This is a genomic window from Haemophilus sp. THUN1690 (assembly GCF_059704375.1).
The window spans coordinates 540,057-554,476 of sequence record NZ_AP046582.1 but is presented as its reverse complement, the minus strand read 5'-3'; the positions used below and the strand labels follow the sequence as shown (position 1 = coordinate 554,476).

14 protein-coding genes are annotated in these 14,420 nt (G+C 38.8%); 10 read left to right on the top strand and 4 right to left on the bottom strand.

Annotation, left to right across the window (positions count from 1 at the left end; genetic code table 11):
- The 3 genes from AC6H22_RS02645 to AC6H22_RS02635 are packed head-to-tail and all read left to right on the top strand — an operon-like array spanning position 1 to position 2,769.
- Positions 1-699, top strand: a complete 699-nt coding sequence (locus AC6H22_RS02645; RefSeq protein ID WP_005626176.1) for an electron transport complex subunit E — start codon at positions 1-3, stop codon at positions 697-699.
- Position 700: 1 nt separating this feature from the next.
- The gene (nth, locus tag AC6H22_RS02640) at positions 701-1,336 is read left to right on the top strand and encodes an endonuclease III (RefSeq protein WP_005626177.1); all 636 of its coding nucleotides are present in this window, start codon (positions 701-703) and stop codon (positions 1,334-1,336) included.
- Positions 1,337-1,395: 59 nt separating this feature from the next.
- On the top strand, positions 1,396-2,769 hold the full coding sequence (locus AC6H22_RS02635; protein WP_005626179.1) for a sodium-dependent transporter: 1,374 nt from the start codon (positions 1,396-1,398) through the stop codon (positions 2,767-2,769).
- Positions 2,770-2,817: 48 nt separating this feature from the next.
- Here AC6H22_RS02635 and qseC read toward each other — a convergent pair whose 3' ends face one another.
- From qseC to AC6H22_RS02615, 4 genes are all read right to left on the bottom strand, one after another.
- A complete protein-coding gene (gene qseC, locus AC6H22_RS02630) occupies positions 2,818-4,173 on the bottom strand; it encodes a quorum sensing histidine kinase QseC (protein ID WP_118816823.1) in 1,356 nt (451 codons plus the stop codon).
- Positions 4,170-4,835, bottom strand: a complete 666-nt coding sequence (locus tag AC6H22_RS02625; protein WP_005626184.1) for a response regulator — start codon at positions 4,833-4,835, stop codon at positions 4,170-4,172. The genes qseC and AC6H22_RS02625 overlap by 4 nt, the downstream gene beginning before the upstream one ends.
- A 62-nt stretch (positions 4,836-4,897) precedes the next feature.
- A complete protein-coding gene (locus AC6H22_RS02620; protein WP_005626188.1) occupies positions 4,898-5,263 on the bottom strand; it encodes a YgiW/YdeI family stress tolerance OB fold protein in 366 nt (121 codons plus the stop codon).
- Positions 5,264-5,394: 131 nt separating this feature from the next.
- Positions 5,395-6,282, bottom strand: coding sequence for a Dyp-type peroxidase (locus tag AC6H22_RS02615; RefSeq protein WP_005626191.1), 888 nt, complete (start codon positions 6,280-6,282; stop codon positions 5,395-5,397).
- A 182-nt stretch (positions 6,283-6,464) separates the two neighbouring features.
- Between AC6H22_RS02615 and AC6H22_RS02610 the strand changes: the two genes are divergently transcribed.
- The 7 genes from AC6H22_RS02610 (at position 6,465) to AC6H22_RS02580 (ending at position 14,420) form a co-directional block, all read left to right on the top strand.
- Positions 6,465-8,372 carry an FTR1 family iron permease gene (locus AC6H22_RS02610; RefSeq protein ID WP_497515297.1) on the top strand — a complete coding sequence of 636 codons (1,908 nt, stop codon included), beginning with the start codon at positions 6,465-6,467 and terminating at the stop codon, positions 8,370-8,372.
- A 27-nt stretch (positions 8,373-8,399) separates the two neighbouring features.
- Entirely contained in the window at positions 8,400-8,921 is a 522-nt protein-coding gene (locus tag AC6H22_RS02605) for an iron transporter (RefSeq protein WP_005626197.1), read from the top strand.
- Positions 8,922-9,016: 95 nt separating this feature from the next.
- Positions 9,017-10,432 (top strand): Fe-S-containing protein, encoded by a 1,416-nt coding sequence (locus AC6H22_RS02600; protein WP_118816821.1) that lies wholly within the window; start codon positions 9,017-9,019, stop codon positions 10,430-10,432.
- A gap of 2 nt (positions 10,433-10,434) precedes the next feature.
- Entirely contained in the window at positions 10,435-11,775 is a 1,341-nt protein-coding gene (locus AC6H22_RS02595; RefSeq protein WP_005626204.1) for an ABC transporter permease, read from the top strand.
- Positions 11,762-12,916 carry an ABC transporter permease gene (locus AC6H22_RS02590; protein WP_497515295.1) on the top strand — a complete coding sequence of 385 codons (1,155 nt, stop codon included), beginning with the start codon at positions 11,762-11,764 and terminating at the stop codon, positions 12,914-12,916. The genes AC6H22_RS02595 and AC6H22_RS02590 overlap by 14 nt, the downstream gene beginning before the upstream one ends.
- A gap of 360 nt (positions 12,917-13,276) precedes the next feature.
- Complete coding sequence (locus tag AC6H22_RS02585) at positions 13,277-13,951, top strand: ABC transporter ATP-binding protein (protein ID WP_118788260.1); 675 nt, start codon at positions 13,277-13,279, stop codon at positions 13,949-13,951.
- On the top strand, positions 13,938-14,420 hold the full coding sequence (locus tag AC6H22_RS02580; RefSeq protein ID WP_005636777.1) for a TlpA family protein disulfide reductase: 483 nt from the start codon (positions 13,938-13,940) through the stop codon (positions 14,418-14,420). Before AC6H22_RS02585 ends, AC6H22_RS02580 begins: the two co-directional genes overlap by 14 nt.

Sequence of the window (14,420 nt, the reverse complement as noted above, 5' to 3'; positions counted from 1 at the left end):
ATGACAGATTTAACTGAAAAAAATACCGCACTTGAAGAAGAACAGATAGAAAGTGCGGTTGAAAATCAACAAAAATCCATGTGGAAAGAAATCTTTGCTCAAGGAATTTGGAAAAATAATCCAGCGGTTGTTCAACTTCTCGGGCTTTGTCCGCTTTTAGCGGTGTCTAGCACAGCCACCAACGCACTTGGCTTGGGATTAGCAACAATGCTTGTGCTCACTTGCACAAATACGGTCATTTCGCTTTTCCGTAAATATATTCCGAATGAAATCCGCATTCCAATCTACGTGATGATCATTGCGACCACAGTAACTGTCGTTCAACTTTTAATGAATGCTTATACCTATACGCTTTATCAATCACTTGGGATTTTTATTCCACTTATCGTTACCAACTGTATTGTGATTGGTCGAGCAGAAGCATTCGCCTCAAAAAACAGTTTACTCCATTCAGTTTGGGATGGTTTCTCAATGGGATTAGGAATGGCGCTTAGCTTGACAGTACTTGGCGCATTGCGTGAAATCATTGGACAAGGTACGATTTTTGACGGCATCGAAAATCTATTTGGCGAACAAGCAAAATTTTTAACACTCCATATTTACCATACAGAAAGTAGCTTTTTACTTTTCATTTTGCCTCCAGGCGCATTTATAGGATTAGGCTTGCTCCTTGCAATAAAAAATCGAATTGATAAATAAGATGAATAAATTAAAAAGAATCGAAATATTAACCCGATTAAGAGATCAAAATCCCCACCCGACCACAGAATTACAGTATAATTCGCCCTTCGAATTATTAATTGCGGTAATTCTATCGGCACAAGCAACCGATAAAGGCGTGAATAAAGCAACAGAAAAACTATTTCCTGTTGCAAACACGCCACAAGCGATTTTAGATTTAGGATTAGATGGTTTAAAAAGCTATATTAAAACTATCGGGCTTTTTAATAGCAAAGCAGAAAATATTATCAAAACCTGCCGTGATTTAATTGAAAAGCACAACGGTGAAGTACCCGAAAATCGCGAAGCCTTAGAGGCATTAGCGGGTGTGGGTAGAAAAACAGCCAATGTTGTACTAAATACGGCATTTGGTCATCCAACCATTGCAGTGGATACCCATATTTTCCGTGTATGCAATCGAACTAATTTTGCACCAGGTAAAGATGTTGTAAAAGTAGAAGAAAAACTGCTTAAAGTCGTACCTGATGAATTTAAAGTGGATGTTCACCATTGGTTAATTTTACACGGTCGATACACTTGTATCGCACGTAAACCTCGTTGTGGCTCGTGCATTATTGAAGATCTGTGTGAATATAAAGAAAAAATTGAGTTTTAATTTTTGCGATAAAACACCTTAATTATTTACCGCACTTTTTATTAAAAATAGGAAAACAAATGACAACAAACAACAAACAACGACAAACTTGGTCGAGCCGACTCACTTATGTCATGACTGTCGCAGGCGCAACTGTCGGTTTCGGCGCTACTTGGCGTTTCCCTTACCTTGTGGGCGAAAATGGTGGCGGAGCCTACGTGCTACTTTTCTGTATAGCAATGATCGTAATCGGTATTCCGATGATTCTCGTTGAAAACGTTATTGGCCGTCGCTTACGTGTAAACTCCATTGATGCCTTTGGCGATAAAATTCTAGATAAAGGAAAAGGCATTTCCAAATATTGGAAAATCCTTGGTTATATGGGCTTACTCGGTTCATTCGGTATCATGGCGTATTATATGGTGCTTGGTGGCTGGGTTATTTCTTATATCATCAACCTAATTAGCGGTACATTGGATATTTCAACACCAATTACAAAAGACATTGCCAAAGATTTCTATGAGCTGCATATTGGCAATAGTCCTTATGAAATTATGCTATACACCTTCTTATTTGTTATAGTGAATTACATTATTTTAGCTAAAGGGATCATTGGTGGAATTGAGCGCTCTGTAAAATATTTAATGCCATTGCTATTCATCTTCCTCATTGGAATGGTTATTCGCAACGTAACATTACCTGGCGCAATGGAAGGAATTACATTCTATTTAAAACCTGATTTCAGCAAAATTACGCCACAATTATTTATCTTCGTTTTAGGTCAGGTATTCTTCGCATTAAGCCTTGGTTTTGGCGTATTAATTACCCTTTCCAGTTACTTAAATAAAGAAGAAGACTTAATACAAACTGCAGTTATTACTGGTTTTACCAACACAATTATTGCCGTACTTGCGGGCTTTATGATCTTTCCATCACTTTTCACCTTTGGAATTGAACCAAATGCAGGCCCAACTTTAGTATTCCAAAGTTTACCTATCGTATTCTCTCACTTATGGGCGGGTAAATTCTTTGCAATTATTTTCTTCGGCTTATTATTAATTGCTGCGCTAACTACTTCAATCACAATTTATGAAGTGATCATTACCGCATTACAAGAAAAGCTCAGAATGCGCCGTGGCAAAGCGATTGTCTTAACCCTTACTGGAATTTTTGTCTTAGGCAATATTCCTGCAATTTTAGGTGATAATGTATGGAAAGATTTCACCATTTTCGACAAAAGCATTTTTGATTTCTATGATTATGTTAGTGGAAATATTCTCTTTATGCTGACCGCACTTGGTTGTGCTATTTTCGTTGGTTTCGTGTTAAAAGATGAGGCGAAAAAAGAACTTTCTCCAACACCTCACTCAACATTCACTAAAATCTGGTTTAACTATGTGAAATTCGTTGTGCCAGTGATTATTTTAGTCATCTTTATCAGTAACCTATTCTAAAAAAGAAAAACCGAGTCTTTACTCGGTTTTCTTTTTTAAAGGAAATATCTATAAAAATATTTGTGCCTTTAAGCCAATTCGCGTCCCTTCTTTTATAACATTTTCTAACCGCACTTTAAATCCATGTAATTCCGCAATTCGCATAACAATAGAAAGTCCCAAGCCACTGCCCTTTTCATTTTGTCCAGCTGGGCGATAAAAACGCTGACCAAGTTTTTTCAAATCTTCGGGTTCAACACCACCGCCATTATCTTCAACAATAATCTGAGAAGATGTGATTTTTACTGAAACGGTTGTATCTTCTGGGCAATATTTAATGGCATTATCGAGTAAATTTCTAAGCATCAATGAAACTAAAATTGGTTGCCCTTGTTTTGGCGTTAGTTCAGATTCTTTCTCAAAAGCCAACGTAATTTTACGTTTTTCTGCCACAAAATAACGCTCAGCGATCAGCGATTGAATGATTCCTTCCCAATCAATAGGCTGTAATTCTTCCAATTCTTGTAAATTATCCAGTTTTGAAAGCGTTAAAAGTTGCTCAATTAACTGCGATGCACGATCAATGCCTTGTGTTAAATGCAAAAGTGCTTGTTCTCGTAATTCACTATCATCACCAGCCAGTTGAGCAACTTCAGTTTGAATACGCAATGCCGCCAATGGACTACGCAATTCATGGGCTGCATCAGAGGTAAAACGACGTTCGCGTTGTAACATAGCCGAAGTGCGGTCAAAAAATTGATTTAAATTTTTTACTAAGGGTAAAATTTCAACGGGTAGCCCCTCAGTATTCAGTAATGACACATCACCAGATTTTCTCGTTTGTACTTCTTGGCTCAAACGTTTAATCGGTCGAAGTTCTTTATGAATCAACCATCCTAAAACAATAATCAAAATAGGCAAGCTAGCAAACCAAATCCACATTTGCCCAAAGATCATTTCTTCAATTAAATCTTCACGATAATCTAACTCTTGCCCTACTGCGATAATCAATTTCCCATTCGCTGCCGTACGCCAGAAAATTCGCCAGTTATCGTCATCATCATAAGTATGAGAATTATGAAAACCCATTTTATTATTAAAAATAAAATCTTTTCCATTTCGTCCATCACTGAATAAAAGTTTCCCAGTTTTAGAAAAAATAGCAAAGGCTAAGGCATCATCGTCATAACTTTTTTTTAATGCCGACAGTGAATTTTTATTTAGCGTTGTGCTAGATTCCACCAAAATAGTACTTAAATCTGAATTTGCGAGCCGTTCAGCAAAGAGAACTTGTTGTGCATCAAAAACTTTATTCACATCGTGGCGCACTTGCCACCAAGCGACAAGCGTAGAACCAAGCCAAACAAAAAGTGCGGTTAAACAAAGCACAGAAATAAGACGCAACGTAAGGCTTCTATTTTTCATTTTTCAATTTGTCCTAAAGCATACCCAACACCATGCACCGTGCGAATAAATTGTTTCCCCAATTTTTGGCGTAAATTATAAATATGCACGTCTAATGCGCCGCTGCTAATTTCCTCATCCCAACTTGATAATTTTTCTTCAATCGATGAGCGAGACAATACGCGATCTTTATTCAGCATAAATAATTCAAGCAATTTATATTCACGGCTTGTTAAAGAAATAGGTTGATTATTTAGCCAAACAGAACGCTGATTTGGATCTAGTTTAACGCCTTCGTGCTCAATCACCGAATGATGATGGCCATAACGACGACGAATCAGTGCTTGCAAACGCGCCGCAACTTCAGCCAAAGCAAAAGGCTTGCAAAGGTAATCATCTGCACCACTTTGTAAACCTTTAACACGTTCATCTAATGTATCTCGGGCAGTCAAAATCAATACGGGTATATCTTGATGCTTGGAACGCCATTGTTGTAATACCTCTAATCCATCAAGTTTAGGCAATGTCAAATCCAATACCACCGCATCATAAGGCGCAGACGCTAAGGCATCCATTCCTGTTTTACCATCTGCAAACCAATCCACCGCGAAACCTAGTTTCGTTAAACCAATCTGTAAACCATTGCCGATTAGATTATCGTCCTCTATCAATAAAATTCTCATAAAAATTGACCGCACTTTATAAACAAAAACAGCGAGCTAATGCTCGCTATCTTCAAAGATAATTATTCTGCTTTTTCGATACGCAATACATCAAGTTCTGCTTTCTCAAATACCTCGTTATCCAATTTTCCATAAATTTTAACTTTATCCTTTGAATCTACGTTTAAACCATTCCAAATGCGTTTTTTGATTTCAATCTTGATTTGCCCAGTCCCATCAGTAAACCAAAACTCATCGTCATCAATTTGCTGAGTGATATTCCCCACTAAAGTGATCATTGAATTATCTGCAGCAGATAAAGCTTGTTTTACGCTAATTGCTGAAGGGGTTGCTTGTTGAAAACCGCCTTGAGCATTTCCGCCATTAAAACCTGCGAATGCAGAAGTGGTTGCTAATGCGAAGATTGTTGCTAATGCAAATTTTTTCATAATGTTTCCTTTTTAAGTCAGTTAATTTCAAGCACCATTGCTTGGATGTGCGTATTAAAACAAATAAATCTTAAGAAAAGATTAAGAAATATAAAAAACCTAAATTTTTTTTAATTTAGGTTTCTCATAAATTAAAGTTTATTCAACTGCTCAATAGACGGTGCGTAATAATAAGCGCCCGTTACAGCCTTAGTGAAACCTAAAATGCGGTCAGTTTTTCCATCTTTTTCACCAAACATATTAAGTAACTGTTGTTCAATGTTATAAAGCGTTGCACAGTAAGCAATAAAGAATAATCCGTGTGTACCGCTGGCTGTACCATAAGGTAAGCTTTGACGTAAGATTTTTAATCCCTTGCCATTCTCTTTTAAATCTGTACGACCAACATGAGAAGTATCCGCCTTATCTTCCATTTCTACGCTATCCGTTTTGGTGCGTCCGAACACATTTTCTTGTTTTGCTGTATTTAATTTTTCCCATTTAGCGAGATTATGTTCATAACGTTGAGTAAACACATAACTCCCATCTTTATCATTGCCATTTGAAATTAATGCCACTTCTGCTCGTTGTGCATCCTTTGGATTTTCAGTTCCGTCAATAAACCCCGTGAGATCTCGTTCCTCCACCCAACGGAAACCATGAATTTCTTGCTGAACGTCAATAGCTTGAGCAAAAGCATTAACTGCAGCTTGTGCCACAGAAAAATTAACGTCAGGGCGTAACGATTGAATATGAACTAAAAGATCGGTTTGTGTACTTGGCGCAGTTAAATCACCTTTTCCTAAAGTAACAAAAGGTTTAAGCTCTGGTGCGTCCTGCCCACCAAGGGTTTTCCAAGCTTTATCGCCGAAAGCAACTACCGCCCCCAAACGTGCATCGGGATAAGTTTGTTGAAGCTGTTCTAAGCTAGTAAGGAATTGGCGAGCCGCCGCTGGAATCTGAGAATAATCTGAGATATTTGCTTCTAAAAATACGCCTGCTTTGCAACCATCAAGCAAAATACCAGTTTGTGCTGTCATAAAAATCTCCTAAAAAGGCAATTGGAAAACTCTTGCATTATAACAACAGCCATTAAAAAATCTTAAATATTCAAATAAAACTTGATCTGAGTAACAAAAATTCAAATTTATTGTTGAGATTTTTTCTCATTAGATATATCTTTCAAATAAGAATGGATTTCATTTATAAAGTTATTAGTTATATGCCCTACCTTTTACGTTATATCAGCATATCTTTACTCTTTTTATTTTCTCAAGCAGTCTTTGCCGATAATTATCAAAAATGGGTAGATGACATCACTCAACGCTTGAATCACACCGAACAACTTCTTAAAGAAAACAAAATTGATGATGCCAAAACCGAAGTTCAAATGGCCTATTTTGAGGTATTTGAAAATTTAGAAGGTCCCATTCGCATTAATTTTTCTGCGCAAAAAAGCTATCAAATGGAAGCCACTTTTGGTGAAATCCGCAAAATGATTGGCGAAGGTAAATCAATGAATGAGGTTCAAGCCAAAATCAACGGTTTAAAAAATGAATTACAGCAAGTTTTACCTTCTCTTGTTGAAGGGCATCAACTCAATGCTGATAGTCAGCACGGCGTTTATGATAATCAAGCCATCAAACCTTATTGGCAACAAAGTTTCAAAACCATTGATGATTTTATCGCTCAAGCCATTACCGCTTATGAAAGCGGTGATTTTGCCAATGCTAAAAAAGCATTCCAACAAGCTCAATATGACGGCTACAAAAATTCTGAAATGGAAATGTCGGTCAGAACCAACCGCTCTTCTGAAATTTCAGCCGCAATCAATCAACAATTCTATAATTTGATTCGTTTGAGCGAACAACCTGATCAAATGACGGAAATTGCTTACCAAAGCACTCAACTCTTGCAAGATATTGAAGAACAGCTTCCTAATTTGCCTACCACTCGCGATGAACAAAACGCTCAAGCGACACAATCACAAGCGCAAACTTCAAATAACGTTGCAGAGCAAGATTGGGCAAAAATTACGACCGAAATCAACCAACGTATTCAACAAGCTATCGCCCTTTATGAACAAGGTGATGCGAAAAAAGCCATGCTTGCAGTGCAAGACACTTACTTTGACGTATTTGAAAGTTCTGGCATGGAAAACAAAGTAGGCTCGCGCGATAGCAACTTTAAAGCAGAATTAGAAGGTTATTTCACCCGTTTAGTCAGTCTAATGAAAGCGGGAAATGGCGACAAATTACAGGAACAAGCTGCAGGTTTAAGACAAAACTTAGCCAAAGCGGTTCAAATATTGCAAGGTGGCGAACAAAGTGATTGGTCTATGTTCTTATATAGCTTGCTTATTATTTTACGTGAAGGCTTAGAAGCGTTATTAATTGTTGCCGCTATTGTGGCTTATATGGTGAAAAACAATCATCATGATAAATTGCCAGTTATTCGCCAATCCGTTTATGTGGCGTTAGGGGCAAGCATAGTTACTGCATTCATCTTCCAACTTATTTTTGAAAACTCAGGCCAAAACCGTGAATTGCTTGAAGGTTTCACGATGATTATCGCGGTCTTTATGCTGTTTAGTATGAGTTACTGGTTGCTTTCTAAAGTCGAAGCACAAAACTGGAAACGCTACCTCGAGGGCAAACTCTCAACGGCATTAACGGCAGGCTCTCTATTCGGCTTATGGCTTACCAGTTTCCTTGCTGTATATCGTGAGGGCGCAGAAACCGTATTGTTCTATTATGCCCTAGTTGGCGATGCGAAAAGTGCGGTCAGTTTAGCCTATCTTTTTGCCGGCTTTATTTGTGGGGTGATTTTACTCGCAATTTGCTACTTTATAATGCGTTACACCGTGGTTAAATTGCCATTAAAACCATTCTTTATGTTTACTGGTTCATTTATGTATTTAATGGCATTTGTGTTTGCTGGCAAATCTGTACTTGAACTTATTGAAGGTAAACTGTTTGAACCAACATTAATTAACGGTGTACCAGAAATCTCGTGGTTAGGTGTTTATCCTTATGTGGAAACCCTTGTGCCACAAGCGATCTTAATTCTTGCTGCTATTTTTGCTTTGTTTGTTATGAAATATCAAAGCAAAAAAGCGGTTTCCAATTAACTCAAAACTCATCTCAGGAGAGAAACTATGAAAAAAGCACTTCTTAGCGCAAGTTTATTAGCAGGAATGTTTGCAGCAACTTCTGCTTACGCATTCCAAGAATATCCAATCGGTGAAGCGGTTACCATGAATGACATGGAAATTGCAGCGGTTTACTTAAAACCAGTGGATATGGAACCTCGCGGCATGGGCTTGCCTGCAGCAAAATCTGACATTCACTTAGAAGCAGACATTCACGCGGTGAAAGGTAACAAAAACGGTTTTGGTGAAGGTGAATGGATGCCTTATTTAACCATCAACTATACTTTAGTCAATACCGATACTGGTGCTAAACAAGAAGGTACCTTCATGCCAATGGTTGCTGGCGATGGCCCACACTATGGCGCAAACATCAAAATGATGGGCGTGGGTAACTACAAATTAACTTATCATATCGATCCGCCACCAAAAGCTGGTATGCACCGCCACACCGATGAAGAAACTGGCGTAGGTCGTTGGTGGAAACCATTTGATGTAAATTATGAATTTAAATTTACTGGTTTAAAATAATAGTGCTGTAGGGTGGGCTTTAGCCCACCAATTAACAATCAGACATGAAAAAACGGTGGGCTAAAGCCCACCCTACCATTTAAAATTCTCTTTCTATGACTTATTTTTTCATTTTTGTTCTGCAATCTCTTTTGCCAATTTCGCTTTTACTCGGTGCATCTTGGGCAATCAAAAAAGGCAACATTTCGCCTAAAACGCTTATTTGGCTAAGTCTTATTGGCTTGGCTTTGGGTGTTGTCCTGCGACTCAATATTCCTAATAGACAAACCAGCAATCTTATTCTAACCATCGGTTTTTTAATTATCTTCTTACTTTTTGCAATCAGCCAATGGAGCAAATCATCAAACCTTGCCGCATTCTGGCAATTTGCATTAATGCTTATAGCAGGAGCAACTTGGGCAAAAGATCCAAACATCACCGCACTCACCAACACAGATGTTATTAACACTGACTTTATTTTAAATATAAGTGCGGTTATTTTTGGCGTAATTTTTAGTTTAGCTTCAAGTGCATGGCTCTATTTCTTACTTAAACAGCAACAAAAAACACAAGGGAAATCCACCGCACTTTTTGCACTCAGCTTTTTACTTTTTGTCGCTTTAATTCTTCCGCTTGTAGCAGAACTACTGCTTACCTTAATGAAATTACAACTCATTGAACTAACCAAAGTGCGGTTAAGTTTTGTGGCAAAATCAGGGGAAATCTCCGCTTGGCTCAATATCATTTGTGTTGTATTAATGCTCGTTGTGTTGTGTATTTTTACCATTCAAACACATTCAATACGTTTAAGAGAAGCAAAAGCCGAAAAAGATCTTATTGAAAAACGCAAAAAATTAGCCTTCGTACAAACATCAAAACGCACTATTTACTGGGGAATACTGGGTATTTTATTTGTTGCCGCAAGCCAACTTTATTGGGAAAAAGTTGCCTCTCAACCGCCACAACTTTCCGAAGCAATTCCAGTACAACTGAATGACAAAAATGAAGTGCATTTAGCACTAGAGCCACTTAAAGACGGTAAACTTCACCGTTTCGTTTGGATTGCTGATGATGGCAAAGCCGTACGCTTTTTCATTATCAATCGCCAACCGAATAAAGTCAGTATGGCGGCAGTATTCGATGCTTGCCTACTCTGTGGCGATCAAGGCTATGTCATGCAAGGCAATCAAGTAGTCTGTGTTGGTTGTGGCGTGCATCTCTTTATTCCATCCATTGGTAAACCAGGCGGTTGCAACCCTGTACCTATTGAAAATTGGCAACAAACTGAAAATGAAATCGTGATTTCTCGTAAAAGCCTTGAAGATGGCTTAAATCTATTCAGTACGATTGTGGAAATTGAAGTGCAAGATCCTATTAGTGGCGCCAAACTCAAAAACACTAAAACTGAATATAAATATAGCCACGAAGGGCATACTTATTTCTTTGAGAACGAAAAAAATCTCGATTTATTCCGCGATAATCCCGATAACTATCTCGGCATTAACAAAAACGAAAATCCAAAAGGGGAATAACAATGCTTGCTCGAATGTTATTTCAATCTTGGCGATTTGGTATCAAACGTAAATTACTCGCCATTATAACTATATTCTTAGCGGCAGGCTTAGTCTCTGCGCTGCTTGCCGTTTCCATTGATATTGGTGACAAAATGGCGAAAGAGCTGAAATCTTACGGTGCCAATATTTTGGTGGAGCCAGCCAGCAATGCGGCATTGCCTGATGAACTCAGCCATAGCGCATCATTATCTAGCCAAGATTTTTTAGATGAAAAAGAACTACCCAACATCAAAGATATTTTCTGGCGAAATAATATCGTGGGGTTTTCCCCGCTGCTTTCAGCAAATGTGCAAGTGACAAAATCTTCACAACATTCCACCGTACTTTCAGCGCCTAAAACGATTAATATTCTTGGTACCTTCTTTGATCATAATATTGCCGTGCCTGATGAAGAAGATTACCACACAGGACAACGAATCATTAGCCCTTATTGGAAAGTAAAAGGGGAATGGGTTGATGATTTAAACAATGACTTTGGCGAAATCGTCCCTGCACTTGCTGGCGAACAACTAGCCAAAAGTAATGATTGGAAAATTGGCGATAAACTTAGCTTAAGCTACACAAACGACAGCGGCGAAAGCCAACAAAGTGTGGTAGAAATTAAAGGTATTTTAAGTACTGGTGGAACAGAAGATAATCAGCTTGTGATACCCCTAAGTGCGGTACAAAATTTGCTTGGTTTAGAAGGCAAAGTGCAATCTGTCCGCGTATCTGCCCTCACCGTGCCAGAAAACGATCTTTCCCGTAAAGCGCGTGCCAATACGGATGCCTTAGATGCGGAAGCCTATGACCGTTGGTATTGCACCGCTTATGTTTCATCAATTTCCCATCAATTAGAAGAAGCAATCTCTGGTGCAATGGTTCGCCCAATTTGGCAAGTCGCCGCGTCTGAAGGTGTCGTCATTGGCAAAATCCAACTCTTACTTGCGGTCGTTACCTTCGCGGCATTAATCGCTGCAGCAATGGGGATTGCTTCCTTAATGAGCGCAGGAATTATCGAACGCTCAAAAGAAATTGGCTTAATGAAAGCCCTAGGTGCCTACCAATGGCAAATCACCTTACTGTTCTACTGTGAAGCGGTGTTGAGTGCATTAGTAGGCGGAATATTTGGCTGTTTAGCTGGATGGGGATTAGCCAAATTTATCGGTGCCGCATTATTCGGTGCGCCTCTTGATTTCGCTTGGATCGTCGTGCCTTGTGTTCTTGTGCTCTCCATTCTTATTGCTGTGATTGGCACTTGGTTCCCTGCACATAAAATCGCTAAACTTTACCCTGTCGAGGTGCTTTATGGCAGAGCATAAAAGCACAAAAACTCAAAGCATGTTCTGGCGATTAATTTTCCGCGCGTTGCGATTACGCCTCCAACGAGTATTCATTATTTTCACCGCTCTTACTGTAGGCGCAAGTATCGTCACTGCAATGGCAGCGGTTTACTTCGACATCAACACCAAAATGAGCCAAGAATTACGTACTTTCGGAGCAAATTTCTACATTGGTTCAGCCGATGGTGGAATGATGAATCAAGCAGAATTAAACGCAATTTTGCAAAAAGCACCCGATAGTTTTATCACGGCAGCCAGTCCTTATCTTTATGGCGTCGCACGCAGTGATTTAGAAAAAATTGTACTGATGGGCGTAAATTTTGATGCCATGCGAATCCTCGCCCCTTACTGGCAAATTACGGGATCAGCAATCAACGTAAACTTTGACGATCGCAATGCGATGATCGGTAAAACCCTCGCTGAACGATTACATGTGAAAGTGGGAGACAGCCTACAACTTTCTAAAAATGCCGTGGAAAAATACAGTTTCAACATTAAAGGAATTGTAGAAGCTGGTGATGCAACTGACAATATGCTTATTGTAAATGTTGAATTTGCACAAAATTGGTTGGATAAAGAAGGCGTAGTAAACAACGCCTTACTCAATGTACAAAATGAGCAAGGCGCCAATACAGTGGATCAATTTGCCGAAAAAATCATGCAACAATATCCTGATTTAACCGCTCGCCCGATCCGTAAAGTTTCAGCCTCAGAAGGACAAATTTTAGAAAAAATTAAAGGCTTAATGGGCTTAATTTCCCTTGTGATTTTGGTGCTTGCAACCTTATGTGTGAACACCACCTTAATTGCAATTGTTGGCGAACGCGCCAAAGAATTTGCCTTACAGAAAGCTCTGGGCGCGAGAAAATTAGACATCATTCGCCAAATCAGCACAGAAATTTTAATTATCGCTTTCTGTGCAATTATTATCGGACTTGGCTTGGGTTATTTATTAGCTCAACTATTGGGAATAACCGTATTCAAATCTTATATTGATATGCGACTTCCTGTATTGCCAATTACGATTGTACTTTCATTATTAGTGGCATTTGTAGCTGTTATTATTCCAACACGTCGAGCATTGAGTATTAATGTTGCGAATGTGTTGAAGGGTGAGTAAAAGTGAAACGCTTATAAATTATGTTCTTCGTTTTTACTTCTGCCAAATCTCCCCTACCCCTCTTTGCTAAAGAGGGGTAATTGAGGAAATTTTTAGTGCTGAGATTTAACCTACCATTTGAGATAATAAAAGTAGATAACACAGTTATAGTATATTTAACCACAAAACCACTCCCCTCTTTAGCAAAGAGGGGTAGGGGAGATTTGGCAGCCTTAATTCACGAAGAAATTAGATAATAAAAGTAGATGAAACAGTTATAGTATATTTAACTACAAAACCAATCCCCTCTTTAGCAAAGAGGAGTAGGGGAGATTTGGCAGTCTTAATTCACGAAGAAATTAGATAATAAAAGAGAAAAACATGACCAACTTTGTAATAGAAACCCAACATTTATATAAACGCTTCGGGCAAGTTACCGCGCTGGAAGATATTAATATTCAAATCAAACAAGGGGAATTTGTTTCCATTATGGGGGCATCAGGCTCAGGTAAAACCACGCTGATGAATATTTTAACGGGCTTAGATACCGCTAGCGAAGGTAACGTGATTTTGGATGGTGTTGATGCTGCCCAATTAGATGAAGTCGGTCGTCAACGTTTCCGCGCAGAAAAAATCGGCTTAGTGTTTCAACAATTCCATTTAATCCCTTATTTGACCGCACTTGAAAACGTGATGCTGGCACAACATTATCACAGCGTGATTGATGAAGCATCCGCCAAAGCAGTATTAGAACAAGTAGGCTTAGGCCATCGCATTGATCATCGCCCAAGCCAACTTTCAGGCGGTGAACAACAACGTGTTTGTATTGCGCGTGCGTTAGTGAATCAACCGCCCGTTATCTTTGCCGATGAACCAACGGGAAATTTAGATGAGCAAAACGAATCTTTAGTGCTAGATTTGCTTACAAAACTTAATCAACAAGGGCGCACTATTGTGATGGTGACACATAATCCAGAGTTAGGTGAACTCACCGATCGTGTTATTTATTTACATCACGGAAAATTTGTAAAGGAAGAAAATCATGCTAACAAATAAACTATTGAAATTAGTTGCCATAAGTGCGGTTATTTTTGGCGCTGTTTCTTGTAAAGATGAAGTTGCCTCAGTGGGGCAAAAAGCACCTGATATTGCCGCCTATGATCTTCAAGGTAATCCTGCAAACCTTGAGAATTGGAAAGGCACACGATTACTTATTTTTTGGTCAGAAACTTGCGGACGTTGTATCGCAGAGTTAAAAGAATTTGAAAAACTCGCAGAAGAGAATCCTGGCAAAGTTTCACTGATTGCGATTAATGTGGATAGCGATAAAATGGACACCAAAGCCGTCGTGGCTAAACGTGAACTCCATTTGCCTGTAATCAAAGATCAAATGAAAATTACAGCAGAACGTTATCAACTTATCGGCACGCCAACTTCATTTGTCATTAGCCCTGAAGGAAACATTCAAGCTAAATATGAAGGCAAAATACCCGAAGACGATTTAACCAAATTATTTAAAGGATAA